This is a genomic window from Streptomyces zaehneri, assembly GCF_032248645.1.
Lineage (GTDB): Bacteria > Actinomycetota > Actinomycetes > Streptomycetales > Streptomycetaceae > Streptomyces > Streptomyces coriariae.
This window is the reverse complement of sequence record NZ_JASTTJ010000014.1, coordinates 186686-207429: the sequence shown is the minus strand read 5'-3', so window position 1 is coordinate 207429 and position 20744 is coordinate 186686. Positions and strand designations below refer to the sequence as shown.

18 protein-coding genes and 1 pseudogene are annotated in these 20744 nt (G+C 70.8%); 13 read left to right on the top strand and 6 right to left on the bottom strand.

Features of this window, described 5'->3' with window-relative positions:
* Positions 1-200: 200 nt before the first annotated feature.
* Positions 201-335: pseudogene (locus QQM72_RS23670) on the top strand (nitroreductase family protein); the annotation flags it as partial.
* On the opposite strand, the gene QQM72_RS23665 reads toward QQM72_RS23670, so the two are convergent.
* Genes QQM72_RS23665 through QQM72_RS23655 form a run of 3 tightly spaced genes read right to left on the bottom strand, consistent with a single transcriptional unit; the run spans position 334 to position 3893 of the window.
* Entirely contained in the window at positions 334-2628 is a 2295-nt protein-coding gene (locus QQM72_RS23665) for an ABC transporter permease (RefSeq protein WP_314222875.1), read from the bottom strand. The pseudogene QQM72_RS23670 and the gene QQM72_RS23665 sit on opposite strands and share 2 nt — an antisense overlap.
* A 3-nt stretch (positions 2629-2631) precedes the next feature.
* Positions 2632-3381 (bottom strand): ABC transporter ATP-binding protein, encoded by a 750-nt coding sequence (locus QQM72_RS23660; RefSeq protein WP_314222874.1) that lies wholly within the window; start codon positions 3379-3381, stop codon positions 2632-2634.
* Positions 3378-3893, bottom strand: a complete 516-nt coding sequence (locus QQM72_RS23655) for a PadR family transcriptional regulator (protein WP_314222873.1) — start codon at positions 3891-3893, stop codon at positions 3378-3380. Before QQM72_RS23655 ends, QQM72_RS23660 begins: the two co-directional genes overlap by 4 nt.
* Positions 3894-4017: 124 nt before the next feature.
* Here QQM72_RS23655 and QQM72_RS23650 point away from each other — a divergent pair, with 124 nt between their 5' ends.
* The 7 genes from QQM72_RS23650 (at position 4018) to QQM72_RS23620 (ending at position 12516) form a co-directional block, all read left to right on the top strand.
* A complete protein-coding gene (locus QQM72_RS23650; RefSeq protein ID WP_314222872.1) occupies positions 4018-5286 on the top strand; it encodes an ABC transporter substrate-binding protein in 1269 nt (422 codons plus the stop codon).
* Between the two features lie 240 nt (positions 5287-5526).
* A complete protein-coding gene (locus QQM72_RS23645) occupies positions 5527-7158 on the top strand; it encodes a glycoside hydrolase family 13 protein (RefSeq protein WP_314222887.1) in 1632 nt (543 codons plus the stop codon).
* A gap of 55 nt (positions 7159-7213) precedes the next feature.
* Positions 7214-8542: an ABC transporter substrate-binding protein gene (locus QQM72_RS23640; RefSeq protein WP_314222871.1), complete on the top strand. Its 1329-nt coding sequence runs from the start codon at positions 7214-7216 to the stop codon at positions 8540-8542.
* Between the two features lie 6 nt (positions 8543-8548).
* Positions 8549-9907: an ABC transporter permease gene (locus QQM72_RS23635; protein ID WP_314222870.1), complete on the top strand. Its 1359-nt coding sequence runs from the start codon at positions 8549-8551 to the stop codon at positions 9905-9907.
* Positions 9904-10749, top strand: coding sequence for a carbohydrate ABC transporter permease (locus QQM72_RS23630; protein WP_314222869.1), 846 nt, complete (start codon positions 9904-9906; stop codon positions 10747-10749). Before QQM72_RS23635 ends, QQM72_RS23630 begins: the two co-directional genes overlap by 4 nt.
* A gap of 747 nt (positions 10750-11496) precedes the next feature.
* Entirely contained in the window at positions 11497-11967 is a 471-nt protein-coding gene (locus tag QQM72_RS23625) for a hypothetical protein (RefSeq protein ID WP_314222868.1), read from the top strand.
* 147 nt (positions 11968-12114) lie between these two features.
* The gene (locus QQM72_RS23620; RefSeq protein WP_314222867.1) at positions 12115-12516 is read left to right on the top strand and encodes a gas vesicle structural protein GvpA; all 402 of its coding nucleotides are present in this window, start codon (positions 12115-12117) and stop codon (positions 12514-12516) included.
* Positions 12517-12722: 206 nt separating this feature from the next.
* Here the strand turns inward: QQM72_RS23620 and QQM72_RS23615 are convergent, their stop codons facing one another.
* Positions 12723-13592, bottom strand: coding sequence for a peptidoglycan-binding protein (locus QQM72_RS23615; protein ID WP_314222866.1), 870 nt, complete (start codon positions 13590-13592; stop codon positions 12723-12725).
* 369 nt (positions 13593-13961) lie between these two features.
* On the opposite strand from QQM72_RS23615, the gene QQM72_RS23610 reads away from it, so the two are divergent.
* The 5 genes from QQM72_RS23610 (at position 13962) to QQM72_RS23590 (ending at position 18266) form a co-directional block, all read left to right on the top strand.
* Complete coding sequence (locus tag QQM72_RS23610; protein ID WP_314222865.1) at positions 13962-14264, top strand: hypothetical protein; 303 nt, start codon at positions 13962-13964, stop codon at positions 14262-14264.
* A gap of 53 nt (positions 14265-14317) precedes the next feature.
* Entirely contained in the window at positions 14318-16111 is a 1794-nt protein-coding gene (locus QQM72_RS23605) for a S8 family peptidase (protein WP_314222864.1), read from the top strand.
* 378 nt (positions 16112-16489) lie between these two features.
* Positions 16490-17341, top strand: a complete 852-nt coding sequence (locus QQM72_RS23600) for an RNA polymerase sigma factor SigF (protein ID WP_314222863.1) — start codon at positions 16490-16492, stop codon at positions 17339-17341.
* Between the two features lie 116 nt (positions 17342-17457).
* Positions 17458-17880, top strand: coding sequence for a hypothetical protein (locus QQM72_RS23595; RefSeq protein WP_314222862.1), 423 nt, complete (start codon positions 17458-17460; stop codon positions 17878-17880).
* A 17-nt stretch (positions 17881-17897) separates the two neighbouring features.
* Positions 17898-18266, top strand: a complete 369-nt coding sequence (locus QQM72_RS23590; protein ID WP_314222861.1) for a low affinity iron permease family protein — start codon at positions 17898-17900, stop codon at positions 18264-18266.
* A gap of 120 nt (positions 18267-18386) precedes the next feature.
* Here the strand turns inward: QQM72_RS23590 and QQM72_RS23585 are convergent, their stop codons facing one another.
* Positions 18387-19745, bottom strand: coding sequence for an MFS transporter (locus tag QQM72_RS23585; RefSeq protein WP_314222860.1), 1359 nt, complete (start codon positions 19743-19745; stop codon positions 18387-18389).
* 73 nt (positions 19746-19818) lie between these two features.
* On the bottom strand, positions 19819-20739 hold the full coding sequence (locus tag QQM72_RS23580; RefSeq protein WP_314222859.1) for an amidohydrolase family protein: 921 nt from the start codon (positions 20737-20739) through the stop codon (positions 19819-19821).
* Between the last annotated feature and the right edge of the window lie 5 nt (positions 20740-20744).

Here is a 20744-nt window from a genome sequence, read left to right as displayed (position 1 = left end):
AAGACGCGGTGGAGCCCTCGGTGGTAGCGCCGGGGCCGGTGCGGTCTTCCGCTGATGTCGCCGGAGTCGCGGGGGGGCGGGAGCGACTCCGGCGAGACTGGCCAGGCGGCCGGCGCGCCGTGGCGGCTCATGTCGCAGGCGGTTGATGCGTCGTGTGCGGTCCACATCGGGCCGGCTCGCCGGTTGGTGAGGGCTCGCACTACGACCTGGTCAAATACGCTCCCACGTCGCTGAACCAGCAGCCGCTCCGTATCGTCCTGGTCCGTTCGGACGAGGCTCGTCGGCGTCTGGTCCGACACCTCGCCGAAGGGAACAACAAGAAGGCCGCGCGGGCTACGCCACCGCGCTCATCGTGTCCGCGAGGCGGCGCCGGGAGGCCCGGGTCGCAGGCAGCGCGGCGAGTGCCATGGAGCCCAGCAACGCCGTCGCGCCGAACGCGGACAGCACGACGAGGGACGGAGCCTGCGCGATTCCGGCTCCGATGCCGCTCGACCGGCCCTGGGCGTCGATCAACCAGTGGGAGAGGGGCAGGCCCAGTGCCAGGGCGACGGCGACCGCTGCCCCTACGGTGCACCCCGTGGCCGTGACGGTGATCGCGGTGATCTGCCGTGGCGACAGTCCGATCGCCTTGAAGGCGAGCAGATCCCGTTCGCTCTCGCGCAGCGCACCGCCGATGCTGGTCAGCAGATCGACGAGCCCGATGAGCGCCAGGACGCCGAGCAGGCCGACGACGACACTGCGCAAGGGCGACAGACCGTCGGCGGGGTTCGTCACGGTGTGCACGTCCAGTTGCCCACGCCCGGCCGCGGCACTCAGCTCGGCGGCGACGCGGTGCGGATCCGCGCCCTCCCGCAGCCGGACCTGGTACAGCGTCGGCCGGAGTTCCGCGTCGTTCTCCCGCAGGGTGTCGAGCGAGGTGGAGACGACCCGGCCGGCGTTCTCCGGCTCGATGCTGCGGCCCACGATGTGCAGGATCTGGGGCCGTCCGCTCACGGTCATGCGCACCCAGTCGCCGACCCGGACGTCCAGCAGATCCAGCAGCCCCTGCCCGGCCACCGCCTCGTCGGAACCGTGCGCGGGGCGCCCCTCGGCCAGCGTGTAGGGGTACGGATCCGTACGGGTGCCGAGACCGCGCAGGGCGATCGTCGCCGTCTGGCCCGGCACCAGGGCCGCCACCTCGACACCCGGATACGCGGCGGCGACCTCGGGACGCCGTGCCAGCAGCTCCCGGGTCGCGGCGTCACTCAGACCGTCGTCGGCGCGGACGGTGAGCGCGGCCGCCAGCCCCATCTCCTGAGGTGTGCGGTGGAAACGGTCGATGGTCGTCCACGCGCTCATCGCCACCACGATCAGGGTCAGGGGCAGCGCGAGCCTGGCGATCGTGCCCAGCGAACGCGGGCGACGCGTGAACGCCTTGTGCCAGCCGAGGACCAGCGCGGGCGGCAGCCGCAGGCCGAGGGCGCGACGCGCCACGCCCGACAGCCGTCCCCCGGCCGGGCCTGCGGTCCGCGGCACCGGAACCGGCGGCACCCGCCCCGCCCGCCAGGCCGCGAGCCCGGTGGTCGCGCCGATGAACAGCACCACTCCCACCGGGACCACGACCAGGGTCGCCGCATGTCCCGGCAGCCCCTGCCACACCCCGACCGCGTCTCCCAGCCGCCCCGGCAGCCGGCTGCCCAGCGCCTGGGTGAGCGCCGCCGCGGCCACGGCGCCGAGCAGCGCGTAGGCGAGATGCTGGAGCAGGAAGACCCGCGTGACCTGACCCGGTGTGAAACCGATCGCCTTGAGGATCGAGATGTCCCGCAGATGCCCTCGGATGCGGGTGCCGATGGCCCCGTGCACGGCGAGTCCGGCGGCGACGAGCGCGCCGAGACCGAACAGGCCCAGTATCTGGCCGAGCAGCCGGTCGTCGCCCTGCGCCTCCGCTCGCGCCTGCTGCCAGGTGGCGACCTCGCGCACGGCGCCGGCGCCGAGCACGGTGACGGCGCGCTGAACGGCGTAGTCGGTGTCCCCGGGATCCGTCAGCCGCAGCCCGATCACCTGGCCGCGGTCGGAGCCGGTGCGCGGCAGGGTGGACGGCAGCGCCCAGGCCAGTCCCGGCTGCTCGCCCTGGCGGTAGCGCGGCTCGGGGCTGTCGGCGACACCGAGGACGGTCAGCGTCGCGGCACCACCCGGGAGGGTGAGCACATCTCCGGGCTCGGCCAGCAGCGCCCGCGCGAGGCTGCTCTCCAGCACCACACCGTCGGGTCTCCCCGGGTCGAGCCAGCGGCCGGAGACGAGCAGGGGCCGTCCGACCACGGGTCGCTCGGTGGTGCCGCGCAGCTCGACCGAGGCGCGGGCGCCGCGGGAGGCGACCGTGGTGGAAGCGGTGGGGTAGGGGCCGGCGACGGACTCCACGCCGGCCAGCCCGGCGACCCTGGCCGCATCGGCCGAGGGACCGGTGTGGAGTGACACGTGTGCGCCATGGGACTGGGTGAAGACACGTTCCCAGGGGTTCGTCGCGTACCCGAAGAGCGCCGCCGCCAGCAGCAGGGAGGTGACGACGCCGACGGTGGCGAGCACCAGGAACAGCGCTTCACCGCGATGCGTCCGCAGGTCCGAGTGCGCCCAGCGCAGCGTGGCTCGCATGGGTCAGTCCTTCAGTTCCAGCACCGCGGATATCCCCTTGCGGGGGGACGGCGTGCCGTCGAGTGCCGCGTCGTCGGCGATCCGCCCGTCGAAGAAGCTGATCACCCGGTCCGCGGTGCTCGCCATCCGCGCGTCATGGGTGACCAGGAGGATGGTCTGGCCGCGCTGGTGGAACCGGGACAGCAGCCGGGTCACCTCGCGGGTGCCCTTGCTGTCCAGGCTGCCCGCGGGCTCGTCCGCGAGCAGCAGGGGCGGATGGTTCACCAGGGCACGGGCCAGCGCCACCCGCTGCTGTTCGCCGCCGGACAGCTCACCGGGCATGCTCCGCTCCCTGCCGGTCAGACCGAGCTCGGCCAGCAGTTCCTCCCGCTCCGCGCGGGCCCGCTTGGGGGAGACCCCGGCCAGCAGCGCGGGCAGTTCGACGTTGTCGGCGACGGACAGGTTGGAGACCAGGTTGAAGAACTGGAATACGACGCCGATCCGGCGCCGGCGCGCCACGGCCCACTGCGCCTCGCTGTAGCCGTCCGTGCACACGCCGTCCAGCCAGATGCTGCCGCTGTCCGGCCGCTGCAGGCCGCCGAGCAGATGCAGCAGCGTCGACTTCCCGGCGCCGGACGGACCGGTGACGGCCACGAACTCGCCCTGCCGTACGCACAGGTCCACCCCCCGCACGGCGTGGGCCGGTGCTCCCTCGCCATGGTGGGTCTTCACGAGACCCTCGGCCCGCAGCGCAGGAGTGGGAGTGGCGTTCATTCCGGCTCCTCCAGTTCTTCCTGGCAGCGCTCCAACCAGTCGAGGTCGGCCTGCAGGTGCAGCATGGCGCCCTCGACGAGCAGCCGGGCCGTCCGGTTGTCGCGGTTCTCGCCCGTGACCAGCTTCGACAGGGTGCGCATGGTGTTCAGGTAGTGGCGTCGTTGCTTGTTGATCAGGGCGATCTGGTCGGCGAGACCGGTCTGCGGAGCCAGCGCGAGCTTCATGAAGAACTCGTCCCGCAACCGCGGCTCGTCCGCCGTCTCCTCGTACCAGACGCGCAGCGCTTCCTGGCCGGCGTCCGTGAGGTGGTAGATCTTCTTGTTGGGCCGACTCGACTGCTCGACCTCCTCGCCCTCGATCAGCCCCGTCTTCTCGAGGCGGCTCAGAGTCACGTAGATCTGGCCGATGTTCGGCTGAGGGTACGCGGCGCCCAACAGTCGCTCAAGGTCCTGCTTGAGCTCGTAGCCGTGGGCCGGGCCGCGCGCCAGCAGGGCCAGGAGGGGCAGGCGCACTCGTGCTGTCCTCCTCGCAGCCTCGTATTGTGTTCCAGGCCCTAGTATCGCCCATACCTAACGGGTATACATAGCCTCTGACTCCGGGCGAGGGTGCCCGGCGCCGGTGTACTGGGAGGAACCTATGCGGTGGATACGTGCCGCCGGTAGGGGCCTCCTCGTTCTCGCCGTCGTCCTGGCCGGTTACGGCGCGTCCGGCGCCCGGGCGGTCGGCGGGCTCGAGGGGCGCGGACCGCTCACCCTCGCCACCGCCGGCGACCTCACCGGCTATCTCGGCCCGCTGCTCCAGGGCTGGAACCGGGCCCACCCCGGCGAGAAGGTCACCCTCGTCGAACTGCCGGACTCGGCGGACGAGTCGCGCGCCCAGATGATCACGGATCTGCGCGGCGGCACCCGCAGCCGGTTCGACGTCCTCAACATCGACGTCGCCTGGACCTCGGAGTTCGCCGCCGCCGGCTGGATCCGTCCGCTGCCGCGCGACCGTTTCCCGCTGGGCACCTTCCTGCGGCCGGTCGTGGACACGGCGACGTACGACGGCCGGCTGTACGCCGTCCCGTACGTCACCAACGCAGGGCTGCTCCTCTACCGCAAGGACGTCCTCGCCGAGGAGGGCGTCCCGCCGCCCCGCACCTGGGCCGAACTGGAGCGGGCCGCGAAGACCATCGCGCCCCGGCACGGACTCGACGGCTACGCGGGGCAGTTCCTGCCCTACGAGGGCCTCACCGTCAACGCGGCCGAGGCGGTGTACTCGGCGGGCGGCACGATCCTCGGCGACGAGGGCGACCGTGTCACCGTCGACTCGGCCGCCCGCGCGGGCATCGGGTTCCTCGCCCGCGGCGTCCGTGACGGCTGGGTGCCGAAGGAGGCTCTGACCTACACGGAGGAGGAGTCCCGGCAGGCCTTCCAGGACGGTCACCTCCTCTTCCTGCGCAACTGGCCCTACGCGTACGTCAGCGCCTCCGCCTCGGGCTCCGCGCTCGCCGGCAAGGTCGGCGCCGTACCGCTGCCGGGGCGTGACGGGCCCGGTACCAGCGTGCTCGGCGGCTCCAACCTGGCCGTCAACACCCATGCCGAGCATCCCGACACCGCCGCGCGTCTGATCGCGTACCTCACCAGCGAGGGCGTCCAGCGGCAGGTGCTCACCCGGGGCGCGCTGCCGCCCGTACGCGCGGATCTGTACGAGGACCCGGAACTGGTGCGGCGGTTCCCGTACCTGCCGACCCTGCGCGCGAGCGTCCTGGCGGCCGCACCGCGGCCCAAGAGCCCGCGCTACGACCAGGTCAGCATGGTGGTGCAGGCGGTCGTGCACGACGCGATGTCCGGGCACTCGACGCCCGAGGCGGCGGTGCGGCGGCTGGCCCGCGAACTGGCGGACATCTCCCGCCGCGGCTGACGTCCCTCAGCCAGCCCAGCCCGATCTCCTCTAGTTACATGTTAGGTAACGCCGGCGTATCAACCGGGGTCAATTTGCCCAGGTTAATAAGCTTTTGTCACCCACGGTCGCAAGGTGGCTGCTGCCTGTTCGTTGACACCTCCGCGAAACGCCTACATAACATGTATGCATAACAGTCAGCCCGCACAGACAGGCCAACGGGTGAGCTCCCAGCACATCGACTCGCGCATCGACTCGCGCATCGACACGCACCACTGGTGGCGTGAGGCAGTGATCTACCAGGTGTACGTCCGCAGCTTCCTGGACAGCACCGGCGACGGCGTCGGCGATCTCGCCGGAGTCCGCGCCGGACTGCCGTACCTGAAGAAGCTGGGTGTCGACGGGATCTGGCTCAGCCCCTTCTACCCCTCCCCGCAGCACGACCACGGCTACGACGTGGCCGACTACTGCGACGTCGACCCGCTCTTCGGCGACCTCGCCGAGTTCGACCGGCTGGTCGCGGCCGCCCGGCGGCTCGGCGTCAGGGTGCTGCTCGACATCGTCCCCAACCACTGCTCCAGCGAGCACCCCTGGTTCCGTGAGGCACTGGCCGCGGCGCCGGGCAGTCCCGCCCGGGCCCGCTTCCACTTCGCCGACGGGCGGGGAGCGGACGGCGCCGAGCCGCCCAACAACTGGCACGCCATGTTCGGCGGCCCGGCCTGGAGCCGGCTGACCGAGCCGGACGGCCGCCCGGGCCAGTGGTACCTGCACATGTTCACGCCCGAACAGCCCGACTGGAACTGGCGCGACCCCGAGGTCGGCGCGTACTTCGACCGTGCGCTGCGGTTCTGGCTGGACCGGGGCGTCGACGGCTTCCGCATCGATGTCGCCGCCGGCCTCTTCAAGCACCCCGAGCTGCCCGACTCGCCGGATCCCGAGGCCGACGCCCGCACCCGCGACTCCGTCAACCCGCTCGCCTGGAACCAGCCCGAGGTGCACGACGTCTGGCGGCGCTGGCGGGCGGTGTGCGAGGAGTACACGGCACGCGACGGCCGCGAACGGCTCCTGGTCGGCGAGGTCTCGGTCCCGACGGCCCGCGAACACGCGCTGTACGTGCGCCCCGACGAACTGCACCAGGCCTTCTTCTTCGACCTGCTGAGCGCCTCCTGGGACGCCGACGCCTTCCGCAAGGTCATCACCGAGGCCATGCAGGACATCGCCGGAACGGGGTCGACCGTCACCTGGGTCCTCAACAACCACGACCAGGTCCGCACGGTCACCCGCTACGGCGAGCCGGCCGTGGAGGGCAGCGGCCTCGGCGCGGCCCGCGCCCGCGCCGCCGCCCTGCTGTTGCTGGCGCTGCCCGGCGCCGCGTACATCTACCAGGGCGAGGAGCTGGGCCTGCCCGAGGTCGTCGACCTGCCCGACGACGTGCTCACCGACCCGATCTTCCGCCGTACCGGCAGCCGGGCCCGGATCCGGGACGGCTGCCGGGTGCCGCTGCCGTGGTCCGGGCAGGCCTCACCGTTCGGCTTCACCTCCGGCGTCGACGCCACCAAACCCTGGCTGCCGCAGCCCGACTACTTCGCCGAGTACGCCACCGATCGCGCCCTCGCCGACACCCGCTCCTTCTGGCACCTCTACCGCGACGGCCTCCAGCTGCGCGCCACCCTGCCCCAGCTGGGCGAGGGCACGCTGCGCTGGCTCGGCACCCAGCCCGGCGTCCTCGCCTTCGCCCGCGGCGACGGCCTGGTCTGCGCCGTCAACTTCGGAACGGCGCCCGCGCCGGCGCCCGTTCCCGGCATCCCCCTGCTGTCCAGCGGCCCCTGCCAGGCCGGGGTGCTCCCCGGCTCCACGGCCGCCTGGTGGATCGGTGACGACACCGACTCCTGAGCACGACCACTTCTCCATCCGCCGCCAACTCCCTTTCTACGAACGGACATCGACGATGATGCGACGACGTACCACCCTGCTCAGCGGCTGCACCGCGCTCGTCCTGGCGCTCGGCGCGACGGCCTGCGGAGGCGGCGACCCCGTCTCCGCGGGCGGCGGCGACAAGGCACTGGGCGGCCAGACGGTCACCGTGGCCGGTGTCTGGTCCGGTGCCGAGCAGAAGAACTTCCAGAAGGTGCTGGACGCGTTCACCGAGAAGACCGGCGCCAAGACCCAGTTCGTGTCCACCGGCGACAACGTCTCCACCGTCGTCGGCAGCAAGATCGAAGGCGGCAACGCCCCGGACGTCGTGATGGTCCCGCAGGTCGGCGTGCTCCAGCAGTTCGCCGGGAACGGCTGGCTCAAGCCGTTGTCGTCGACCACCCAGAAGTCCGTCGCCGCCAACTACGCGACGGTCTGGAAGGACTACGGCAGCGTCAAGGGCACCCTCTACGGCCTGTACTTCAAGGCAGCCCACAAGTCGACCGTCTGGTACAGCCCCGCCGCCCTCGACCAGGCCGGCGTCCAGCCGCCGAAGACCTACGACGAGATGCTGAAGGCCGGGCGGACCGTCTCCGACTCGGGCCTCGCCGCCTTCTCCGTCGCGGGCCAGGACGGCTGGACGCTCACCGACTGGTTCGAGAACGTCTACCTCTCCCAGGCCGGACCCGAGAAGTACGACGCCCTCGCCGCCCACGAACTGAAGTGGACCGACCAGAGCGTGGCCGACGCCCTCACCACGCTCGGCAAGCTCTTCCAGGACAAGCAGCTCCTCGCGGGCGGCCAGAAGGGCGCGCTGAACACCGACTTCCCGGGCTCCGTCGAGAAGGTCTTCGGGCCCGAGCCCGAGGCGGGCATGGTCTACGAGGGCGACTTCGTCGCAGGCGTCGCCAAGGACCAGTTCGGCCGGAAGATCGGCGAGGACGCCGACTTCTTCGCGTTCCCGCCCGTCGGCGGGGGCGAGGCGCCCGTGGTCAGCGGCGGCGACGCGGCCGTCGTCCTCAAGGACGGCAAGAACACCAAGGCCGGCATGGCCCTCCTGGAGTACCTGGCCACCCCGGAGGCCGCGGCCGTATGGGCCGAGACGGGCGGCTTCCTCTCCCCGAACAAGAAGCTCGACCTCGCCTCCTACGGCGACGACGTCACCCGCACCACCGCCAAGTCGCTCATAGCCGCCGGGGACTCCGTCCGCTTCGACATGTCCGACCAGGCCCCGGCCGCGTTCGGCGGTACGAAGGGCGCCGGCGAGTGGAAGATCCTCCAGGACTTCCTGCGCGACCCGTCCGACCCGAAGGCGACCGCGGCGCAGCTGGAAACCGCCGCGGCCAAGGCCTACAAGGGCTGACCGGCGATGACCGCCACGCTCACGAAGACGGCCGCGCCACCCGCCGCCGCGACCCTCGCCCGCAGGCGGCGGGCCCGGCGGCGGGGCAGGACCGTCGCCCTGCTCTTCGTCCTCCCCGCGCTGCTCCTGCTCGGCGCCCTCGTCGTCTACCCCGTGCTGTTCTCGGTCGGCCGCAGCTTCTTCGACGCCTCCGGGACCCGGTTCGTGGGCGGCGACAACTACACCGAGATGTTCCGCGACCCGGCCACCCTCAAAGCCGTACGCAACACCGCGATCTGGGTGGTCGTGGCGCCGACCCTGCTGACCGGCCTGGGCCTGATCCTCGCCGTGCTCGTCGAGAAGATCCGCTGGGCCACGGCCTTCAAGCTGCTGCTCTTCATGCCCATGGCCGTCTCCTTCCTGGCCGCCGGCATCATCTTCCGGCTCGCCTACGACGAGGACCCCGACAGGGGCGTCCTGAACGCGGCGGCCGTCGGCGTCCACGACGCCTTCCGGGACACCGCCTCCTACCCGACCGCCCGCGCCCGGGACGGCGAGGGCCTGACCCGGGGCGCCGACGGCTCGTACCGCACCGGCACGACCGTGTCACCCGGCGACACGGTCGCCCTCGGCCTGGTCGGCGTCGCGCCCAAGGAACTTCCGGCCGGCGCGGAACCTGCCTACACGGCGGCCGCCCGCACGGCGGGCCCCGACGAACTCCGCGGGGTCGTCTACCTGGACTTCACCCCCGGCGGGGGAGGGAGGCAGGGTGCGGTGGACCGCGGGGAGAGCGGGCTGCCGAAGACGAAGGTCGAGGCGGTACGCGACGGCAGGACCGTCGCGAGGACCACCACCGCGGCCGACGGCTCCTTCCGCTTCCCCGGCCTGGAGACAGGCGCGTACACCGTCACCCTCCCCGGCTCGAACTTCGCCCAGCCCTACGAGGGCGTCTCCTGGCTCGGCCCGGCACTGGTCACCCCGGCGATCATCGGCGCCTACCTGTGGATCTGGACCGGCTTCGCGATGGTGCTGATCGGCGCGGGCCTGTCCACGCTGCCGCGTGACTCGCTCGAGGCCGCGCGGATGGACGGCGCCAACGAGTGGCAGGTGTTCCGCCGGATCACCGTGCCGCTGCTGGCGCCCGTGCTCACGGTGGTCTTCGTGACCCTCGTCATCAACGTGATGAAGGTGTTCGACCTCGTCTACATCATCGCGCCCGGTCCGGTGCAGGAGGACGCCACCGTGCTGGCCACCCAGATGTGGCTGGTGTCCTTCGGCGGCGGCAACGACCAGGGACTGGGCAGCGCCCTCGGCGTGCTGCTCCTGCTGCTGGTGATCCCCGCCATGGTCTTCAACGTCCGTCGTTTCCGAGGGAGTCAGCGATGAACCTCAGTGCGCTTCGGCGCGGGCTCGGCAACAGCCTGGTGCAGGCCGTCCTCGTGGTCGTCGGACTGCTCTGGCTCACCCCGCTCGCCGGACTGCTCGTGTCGTCCCTGCGGTCGGCGCAGGACACGGCCAAGGGCGGCTGGTGGACGGCGATCACCAGTCCGGGCCAGCTGTCCTTCGACAACTACACGTCGTTGCTGGGCAACGCCGGGATGACGCGGGCGTTCTGGAACACCGTGCTGATCTCGGTGCCGACGACGCTTCTGGTGGTGGCGATCGCCGCGCTGGCGGGGTACGCCTTCGCCTGGCTGGAGTTCCCCGGCCGTGACGCCCTCTTCCTGCTCGTGGTCGCGCTCCTGGTGGTGCCCGTGCAGATCGGCCTGCTGCCGGTGGCCAAGCTCTTCGGCCAACTGGGGCTGTTCGGCACGATTCCCGGCGTCGTCCTCTTCCACGTCTCCTACGGCCTGCCGTTCGCGATCTTCCTGCTGCGGAACTACTTCGCCGAGATACCGCGGGAGATGCTGGAGGCGGCCCGCATGGACGGGGGCAACGAGTGGCGCATCTTCACCCGGCTCGTGCTGCCGGTCGGACGGCCGGCCCTGGCGAGCCTGGCCATCTTCCAGTTCCTGTGGGTATGGAACGACATGCTGGTGGCACTGCTCTTCGCCGACAGCTCGTCCCAACCGCTGACCGTGGAACTCCAGTCGCAGATAAGGCAGTTCGGCAGCAACATCGACGTGCTCGCGCCGGGCGCGTTCCTGTCCCTGATCGTCCCGGTGGCCGTGTTCTTCGCCTTCCAGCGCCACTTCGTGCAGGGGGTCATGGCGGGGTCCGTGAAGTAGGCCCGGTGCCGGCCGCCCCGTGGCTCCACCCCGGACGGGGGACGCGTCGCACCGCGGCGCGGCCGCCCGACGGCACACTCGTGCCGTGACCCCTGACGCGCGAGCGGAGCGCACCCCCGACGGACGGTTCATCGTCGTGGGCGGACGACGCCGGCGGGCGAAGGACCGGCTGGACCCGCCTGCCCCTCCCACTCGACGAGAGTCGATGACGGGGTGTCGCACCCAGGAGGTCAGGGGCCCGTGACCGATGTCCGGTTCCGCCATGTGATCTCGTCTCTCTGACGTCCCTGGCCACTCCGGTCGGGGGGACGGCTGGTACGACCGCGCCCCGCCGCACGGCCGGGCAGGGCGCGTACGCCAGTCTGCGTTCGGGCCGGGGCTTCCACCACTCGTCGCCTCCGCTTGGAGCAGCTCCCACCTCGGACCGGGGGCGAGCTCGGGGCACGACGCAGCCGCGCCACATGCGGTCCGCCCCTGGTGGACACCGCCGTGGAGGGCCCCGCGCCCACGGCGGTGTTCCGGCGCGAGCGCCAGGTCGACAAGCGGCCGCACCGGCCCGTCCGCGCACAGCAGCGCATCGCATCACATCGCATCGCATGACTCGGACAGCGCGTCACCCCGTGCGGTCGGACCGGTGGGCAGCCGGTGGGCAGCCGGTGGGCGACCGCGATGTGTTCACGGTGTGGTGACATGGGGTCCGCGGTATCGGGCACACGCGATGGAATGCAGGGAAACCAGACGTATGTCATGAGCGACGCGGACGGCCGGCCGGGAACACGGGAAGGCGCCTCACCACGGCGGGCCGAGGGAAGGCACCGGCGCACCGGACGGCGAGGGGGCCGGTGGCACCGCAGGCTGCTGGCCTATCGCGACGTCGAGCTGCTGCCGTCGTCCTCCCTGAAGGGCGGCGCGGGTGAGGAGTGTCTGCTCCTGGTGCACATCCGCAAGGTGGTCGGACGGGTCACCTACCGGGCGTGCGACGAGTGCGCCGAGGGCGTGATCACCGGAGTCGTCCTGGACGAACCGTTCCGCGACTGCGGGCTGGGCACCAGGGCGCTGTCGCACCTGCGCTCCCGGCACCCCGACGTCACCTGGCGCACCACACTCGACACCCGCCTCACTCGCGATCTGCTGCGCCGGATGCGCATCCCCAGGGCGGCCGTGGCGGGGAACTGCTCCCACGGCCGGTCCGGCGTCGTCGCCCCCGCCGGTACCTGAGCGGTGGCCGTCAGGCCCGTCCCACCGAGGGCTCGCGCATGCGTTTGGCCGCGGAATGTGCGGCAACTCGCACAGGTAGTCGCACCGCACCGAGGAACAGCGCCGACGAGACCACGCAGAGACATCAGGGCAAGGGGGTTTGCCGTCATGACCGTGGCGACGCAGCAGGGCGGCGGGGGCGGTTCCAGCGGCCTCTACGACGTCCTCGAGCTCATACTGGACCGAGGACTGGTGATCGACGCCTTCGTGCGCGTCTCGGTGGTCGGCATCGAAATCCTCAAGATCGACATACGCGTCGTCGTCGCCAGCGTCGACACCTACCTGCGCTTCGCCGAGGCGTGCAACCGGCTCGACCTGGAGTCGGGACCACGCAAGCCGGCCGGGCTCATGGAACTCACGGAGAAGATCACCGAGTCCGGCGCCCGCGGCAAGACCAAGGGTGCGCTGTCCGGCGCCGCGGAGACGATCTTCGGCGCCTATCAGCAGGCCCGTGACGAGGGGCAGCGGCGTCAGGAGACCCGCTCCGCGCGCAGAAGGCGGACCGACTGAGGCCGAACGCGTGAGCCGGTGAGCGTCGGCTGTCCGAGCGGAGACGCGAGGACGACCCGTCTCCGGGCTACCAGACGGGTCTCACGTCGGATCCGAAGCCGCCACCGTGCGCCTGACGAGATACGCGCGCAAATTCCACAGCCCGCACAACGCAAGTCGTCCGGCGCAAGTCGTCCGGCCGCCGGTCTGTTCGTCTCCGCCGAGCGTCAGACTTCGGGGACGCCCAGCCTGTCCCAGCTGAACCGGCCCGGAACGCCGTCTGCGGCGCTGCCTTCGAGACCGAGCTTCTGCTGCCACGCGGTGTACGACCGCACATCGCCCGGTCCCCACACATCGGCACCGGTGCTGGACGTATAGCGGTCGCAGTCTTCGGCGACGAGCCGGGCGTGCATGCGCGCGATGACGGGCGATCTGCGTCCCGTCCGGAAGAACGACGCACCGGGGAACGGCACGAACCGGGGCCCCACAGGATTCGGTTCATGCGGCTGCCACTCGAACGACGGCCAAGAGCCGGGGTCTACATGGTCGTTCTCCGGGACGTGGGCATGGGCGTACCACCCGCCCTGCGTCTTCCACTTCTTGGCCGGGCACGTGTTGCGGGACAGGGAGGTCGGACGGCCCATGGGCCAGAAGTCCGGTACGCCCCATGAGCTGATCCACGCGTGCAGCACGTCCCAGCCCGTGCAGGGGGTGTCGACCAGCCTGACGAACACCTGGCCGTTGACGCGGCAGTGCGGGAAGAAGAGGGCCTCGACCTGGATGACGACCTCTCCCGACCGGTTCGTACGAAAACCACCGTCGTCGTCGAACACGGCTTTACTGCGGGAAGTCGCGGGGAAGAACTGGGCGAACGTCCCCGTGAAGGGATCCCAGAGGATGTGCGGAGCCTGCCCCCTGCCGCTGCCTTTGAAGAAGCTCTTGAGGTTGGCGAAGGGGACCAGGTTCAGCGGAGCCTCGGCGGTGGCGTCCTCGTCCGCCGTGATGTGCGCGATCGCCCTCGCGGGGAACCCGGGGTCACAGGGCGCATGGTCCCCGAGATCCACCTTGAGTGCTTGGGGCATCCATGCATCAGGCATCGTGCACACCTTCCCTCATCGCACCGCACACGACCGTGGGTGTCGCAGAGGTGAATCGAGACGGCGGAGCCGGCCGAACAACGGGCCGGGCAGCGGTCCTTCCCGCTTCCTACGATGCGTCGGCCGGGGGCCCGCGGCAAACGGGGAGCGTCGGCAGGCCCGGTACCGCGCTGTCCCGGTCTCGAGGCGCGCGCCTCGAGAACATCGCGGCATACGACGAGGGGTATGTCCGTGCGGCGACGGAATGGCGGGCGATACCCATGATGCCTACGGTGGTACGAGAGGCAATGTCGCACGAACGGTCGCCGATACGAGAACGAGGTCGGCGCACCGAGTGCCGACGGAAGCGGGGGCCGCTCACCGGAACAGGTGGGGAAGATGCGTGCTGACAAGCTCGGTTCGGCCGCACGGCGTGCGCTGTCGAATGTCGGTGAGGCAGCCGCCCCCACTCCTTTCCAGGTGCTCATCCGGGTGACGGGGGAACCCGGTGAGGAACAGCGTCGGCAGATCGCCGATGCCGGCGCGCGGGTGGGCTTCGCGGCGGGCGATGTCCTGACCGCGACGGTCGCCCCCGGCGATCTCGGGCCCTTGACGGAAGTCGACTGTGTCGCCTACGTGGAGCTGTCCGAACCCCTCCGTCCTGAGCCGGGCACCTGGCCACAGAATCAGTGATCGTCCGTCCTCCACGGTGCGGACCGGCGATCTCGCCAGAGAGAAGACCGCTCATGCTCGACTCACGGCTGAAGTTCCTGACATCCCGGGCCGAGGAAGGCCCGGCGGAGCTGGTGGGCCTCGAGTCCACCGGCCGTTTCGCTCTCACGACCGAAGGGGAGAGGACACCCCGTGTGCGCGTACTGCTGCGCATGGCCGAGGGACACGGCACCGACGACCTGGGAGAGCTGTCCCGGCACCTGGGGCTGACGGTGCTCACCCGGGCCGGAGACGTGGTGGGCGGCGAGATCGGGATCGACCGCCTCACGGAGCTCGACGAGCTGGAAGCCGTCGGCTACGTCGAGGCGTCCCGCCCGACCCTGCCGGAGCTGGACGCCGCCGTGCCCGAGACCAAGGCCGACAAGGTGCACACCGGACCGCCAGGACTCCGCGGTGCCGGTGTGATCGTCGGTGTGGTCGACAGCGGCATCGACTGGCGCCACGGCTGCTTCCGGGACCCGACAGGGAAGACCCGCATCCTGCGCATCTGGGACCAGAACCTCACTCCGGAAGCAGGGGAGTCCTCGCCGGCGCCGTTCGGTCACGGAGTGGAATACGAACGTTCCGCGATCGACGGCGCGTTGAGCGCTCCGAACCCGATGAGCATCGTGCGTCACATGGACGACAGCGTGGGCCATGGCACCCACGTGGCGGGCATCGCCGCCGGTGACGGGTCGTCGGCCGGCAACGGCAAACCTGCGTTCACCTTTGTCGGCATAGCGCCCGAGGCGGATCTGGTCGTCGTGGCCAACCGGGTGACGACGGAGGCCATGGGCGATTCCATGAGCACGCTCGAGGCCGTCGGTTACGTCTTCAAGGTCGCCGAGACCCTCGGCCGGCCTGCGGTCGTGAACATCAGCCAAGGCGACAATCTGGGCCCGCACGACGGTTCCAGCCTGCTGGAACGCGGAATCGACAACCTGCTCGACGCCCCGGGGCGCGCACTGGTGAAGTCCGCGGGCAACGCGGCGAACGCCGGCGTACACGCGACGGGCCAGGTCGCGGAGGGCAGCAGCGACATCGTGCAGTTCCTGGTACCCGTCGACGACGACACGCCGGACACGCTGGACATCTGGTACTCGGGCGCCGACCGTCTCGCCCTGCGGATCTCCACCCCCCAGGGCACGGCGAGTACCGAAGTCGCCCCCGGCAGCACGATCGACGGGCTGGATCTCCCCGGGGGGAACAAGGCCTTCATCGACTCCGTCGTGCACCACTCCCAGAACGGCGACAACCGCATCTACATCCAGCTGAGCCCGGGAAGCCAGACCGCGATCCGCCCCGGCACCTGGAGCCTGACGCTCATCGGCCAGACCGTGGCCGACAGCGGCCGCTGGCACGCCTGGATGGAGCGGGGCCGGACCGTGCCCCAGTTCATCGGCTCCCACCGGAACGACGAGACGACCATCTCCGTACCCGGGACCAGCCGGAAGGTCGTCACGGCCGCCTCCTACATCACCAAGGGCGCGGGACAGGGAAACCTCTCCACCTTCTCCAGCCGCGGTCCCACGCGCGACGGCCGCCACGCGCCGACACTCGCCGCCCCGGGCCAGGCCATCACCTCAGCACTGGTCGGAGCGTCCGGAGCGAGCCAGTACCAGCCCATGTCCGGCACGAGCATGGCCGCACCGCATCTCACCGGAGTGTGCGCCCTCATGCTGCAGTCGAGTCCCACGCTGACCCAGGACAACCTCGTCCTGCTTCTGGCCAGTTCGGCCCGGCTGGACCCCTTCACCGGCGGGATGCCCAGCGACGACTGGGGGGCGGGGAAGGTGGACGCGGCTGCGGCTGTCGACTCCGTGACCTGACCGGTCGACACCCGCGCGGTGCGTCCTGGCCCGCGCCGTACCTCTGTCCGGACTGTTCATCGTGGTCAAGGACCGGTGGCCTGGTGCACCGTGTGTACTCGCTGCCGTCTCGGAGAACCGGGTGCCCCACGGCATGGCAGGGCGACTGTTCGCCCGGCACAGCACAGCACGGCACGGCACGGCACGGTCGGCGAGCCGGACCGACTTCGGCCGTGAGCTCGTCACGACGACGAACGCGGGCCTGCCCGCCTCGGACGGCCGGCTTCTGCCCGCTCGCCCAGGCACTTCCGCCGCGCATGTGCATGCTCTGCGGATGAGGGGGTAGACGCGGCGACATCAGCTCGAACGCAGGGCACCGGCAGGGTGGGGAGATCTCAGATGACGACGACGATCGCGCGAGCGGCCGAGGAGCAGACGACGGCGGAACTGCCTGTGGTCGCCGAACCGGGCAAGATGGCGCCCAAGGACGCCCGAAGCCTGTCGAAGCTGTTCTTCGCGAAGCTGGCGGTGCTCGAGGAGGGCACGCCCGAGCACCAGTACGCGCGCAACACCCTGATCGAGATGAACATGTCCCTGGTCCGCTTCGCGGCCGGCCGGTTCCGTAACCGGGGCGGCGCGGACGGGATGGAGGACATCGTCCAGGTCGGCGTCATCGGGCTGATCAAGGCCATCGACCGGTTCGAGATATCCCGTGAGGTGGAGTTCACCTCCTTCGCCATCCCGTACATCGTCGGTGAGATCAAGCGCTTCTTCCGGGACACCTCCTGGTCCGTGCACGTGCCGCGCCGCCTGCAGGAGGCACGCGTGCAGCTGGCGAAGGCCACCGAGGAGCTCCAGAGCCGTATGGGCCGGACCCCCACGGTCAAGGAGCTGGCGGAGCTGATGGACCTGACCGAGGAGGAGGTCATCGAGGCCCGGGTCGCGTCCAACGGCTACAACTCCGCCTCCCTGGACGCCACGATCGGCGGCGGCCCCGACGGAGAGACGGCACTGGCGGACTTCATCGGGTCCGACGACGCGGCCATGGAACTGGTGGAGGACTTCCACACGCTGGCACCCCTGCTCGCCCAGCTCGACGAGCGTGAACGCCACATCCTCCACTGGCGGTTCGTCGAGGAGCTGACCCAGGCGCAGATCGGCGAACGGCTCGGCTGCTCGCAGATGCACGTGTCGCGCCTGCTCTCCGGCACCCTGAAGCGCCTGCGCGCGGGCATGCTCACCACCCACTGAACCGACGCCCGACGCCCGTGGCCCGACGCCCGTGGCCCGACGCCCGACGCCCGACGCCCGTGGCCCGGGGCGCGGAAGCGCAGCCGGGCACCGGCATGCACGAGAGAGGACCTGTGGTGAGCGAAAGCGGTGCCGCGCTCCCGCCGATCGACGCACATCTGGAGATCCTGCTGCGGCTGGTCGACGCGCAGCCCGAGGCGGCCCTCAAGATCTGCCTGACCACGCCCGGTGGGATCGTCGCGGGGAACCTCGTCGGGTCCCGCACGTGGGCCGACCGGTGGGAGCGCGTGGTGTCGACGGCCACCGGGGCGGAGGACGCGGCCGACCACATGGCGCACCTGGCGCACACCGTCCGGTCCGCCCTGAAGGAGGCCGACGCGGAACCCGGAACAGGGGACGGGCTGCACGGGTTCATCCACCTCGTCGACGTCACGTTCCTGTCCGTGCCCGGGACCGCGACCGCTCCGCTGTGGCGTGGCCGGCTGGGCGATGTCTCCGGCTGGGCCCTGGGGGCCCCTGCCGACCGGCGGGCCTCGTGAAGACCGCCGGTGACCTGATGGCACCGCAGCACCCCGCGCACCGGGACGGCGACCGGCCGGGGCGGTTCACGCGCCTGGCCGAACACGCCTCGAACTTCACCAGCTCGCCCGCCTTCTTCGGCGTGTGCCTCGTTCTGGTCGCCGCCGCGATCACCGCGCACGCACTGAAGTTGCCCACGTCGTGGCTGTTGTTGGTGGGCGAGACGATGTCCGCCGTCTCGCTGCTGCTCCTGGCACTGCTCAAGAACTCCGAACGGCGAGCCGAGCACGCCATCCAGCGCAAGCTCGACGCCATCGCCGCCGCCCTGCTGGAGATCCAGCGGCGGGAACCGGGAGCGGCGAGCGAGGAACTCCGTCAGGCCATCAGGATGGAGAAGCAGACCTGACCGGTGTGTCGAGGGCGCGCGGCGCGACCCCGCGCGCCCTCGACACGCCCCGCCCTGGCCTCGTACACGGGCCGACGGCGGGGCGGTCCACCGGCGGATCCTCCGGTGGACCGGGCCGCCTCAGACGGGGAGGGTCACGCGTTGCCGCTCCGCCCGGGCGATGCGGGCCGAGCGTGTGCGGGTACCGAAGGCGGCCAGGGCGATCGCGCCGAGCAGCCAGGTGCCGGCGATGAAGTAGAAGACACTCTGGTAGCCGTGGCCGTTGTAGAGCGCCGCGACGATCAGCGGACCGGCGGCGTTCGACAGCCGGCCCAGGCCGTAGGAGACGCTCGTACCCAGGGAGCGGCTGCGGGTGTCGAAGAGCTCGGGGGAGTAGGCGTAGGCGAGGGCGGTGTAGCCGCGCTCGAAGAGGTTCACCAGGAAGCCGAACACGATGATGAGGACCGGGTTGAAGGTGAGCCCGTACAGCAGACCGCAGGCTGCGATCACCGTGCCGAAGGCGACCAGGCACCACTTGCGCTCGAAGCGGTCGGTGACCAGGGAGGCCAGATAGCAGCCGAGCGGTGCGCCGACCGTGGTCAGCGCCACGTAGAAGACGGACTTCTCGACGCTGAAGCCCTCCTTGGCCAGCAGGGTGGGCGCCCAGCTGGAGTAGCCGAAGAAGCCGATGGTCTGCGTCGTCCAGAGCACCGTGAGCAGCAGCGTCGGGAACAGGTACTTCTTCCGGAGGAGCAGCCGCAGGGGTGCCTTCGTCGACGGTGTCTCGTCGACCGGGGGCGCGGGCTCGGGCAGGGGTCCCTGCTCCGCCGTGACGCTCTCCTCGATCTCCCGGAGGACCGCGTCCGCCTTGGCGTGTTCTCCCCTGCTCTCCAGCCAGCGAGGCGATTCCTTGAGGTGCCGGGTGAACAGCACGAGCAGGATGCCCAGCGAGCCCCACAGGTAGACCAGCCGCCACGACCAGTCGTTGAGCGGGACGACGGCGCTGGCGATGAGGTTGGTGACGGGCGTTCCGCAGATGCCGATGACGATGGCGTACGCCTGGTACTTGCCGCGGATCGCCGACGGGTACATCTCGTTGACGTAGACGACCCCCACGACCGTCATCGCGGACAGCCCCGCCGAGGTCAGGACGCGGAACACGCCGAGGGACACGAGGTCCCAGGAGAAGACCGCCGCGAACGAGGAGACGCCGAAGAACAGCGTCGTCCACAGCAGTGCCCGTTTGCGGCCCCACCGGTCGGAGATGGACCCGGCGACGATCGCCCCGAGGAACATGCCGACGAACGAGAGCGAGGTGACGTAGGCGACCTGGTCGACGGTCAGGCCCCACAGCTTGATCAGTTTCGGCGCGGTGGTGGCGAAGCTGTTGATGTCCGCGAACTCGAAGAAGTAGGCGAAGGCGACGGCGAGCAGGGTGACCTTGTGGAACCGGGAGACCGGAAGCCTGTCCAGCCGGTTCAGCGCGTTGGAGTGTTGCATGAGCGGCCCTTGTCGAAGTGGGTGGAAATGCACTTGGAATGCAGGGGATGGAACGCAGGGGAGTTCGGGGACGTCAGACGTGCTCGCCGGGCCAGTAGAGGCCCATCGGGTTGGCGACGAGGAGCTTGTGCCGCTGCTCCGCGGTGACCGCCACCTGCGGCACGTGGTCGACGAGGAGCCCGTCGTCGGGCATGTGGCCGGTGAGGTTGGGGTGCGGCCAGTCGGTGCCCCACAGCACCCGGTCGGGGAACTCCTCGACGACGCGGCGACCGAAGGGGACGACGTCGGTGTAGGCGTGCCGTTCGCCGTCCAGGGCGGCGGGCCCCGTCACACTGAGGCGCTCGGGACAACTCACCTTCACCCAGACGTCGTTGTCGTCGACGAAGCGCAGGAACCGGGTGAACTGCGGCCCGTCCACGGGCTGGGTCACGTCCGGTCGTCCCATGTGGTCCACCACCAGCGGCACGGGCAACGACCCGAAGAAGCCCTCCAGTTCGGGAAGGTCGACACTCTCGAAGTAGAGGACGACGTGCCAGCCCAGCGGGGCGACCTTCTTGGCGATCGTGTGCAGGTCGTCCTCGGGGGAGGTGTCGACCAGACGCCGTACGAAGTTGAACCGCACTCCGCGCACGCCCGCCGCGTCGAGGTCGAACAACTCGCCCTCGCTGATGTCCGGGCGGACCGTCGCGATGCCGCGCGCCCTGCCGCCCGCGGCTCGGACGGCGTCGACCATGGCGCTGTTGTCCGCGCCGTGGCAGGTGGCCTGCACGATGACGTTGCGGGTGACGCCCAGGTGGTCGCGGAGCGCGAACAGCTCCTCCTTGCCGCCGTCGCAGGGCGTGTACTTCCGCTCCGGCGCGAAGGGGAAGCCGGCCTGCGGGCCGAAGACGTGACAGTGGGCGTCGACGGTCCCCGGCGGCAGCCGGAAGGCCGGTGCGGTCGGGTTGCGGTACCAGTCGAGCCAGCCGGGGGTCTTGGGGGAGGGAGTGCTCATGTGCC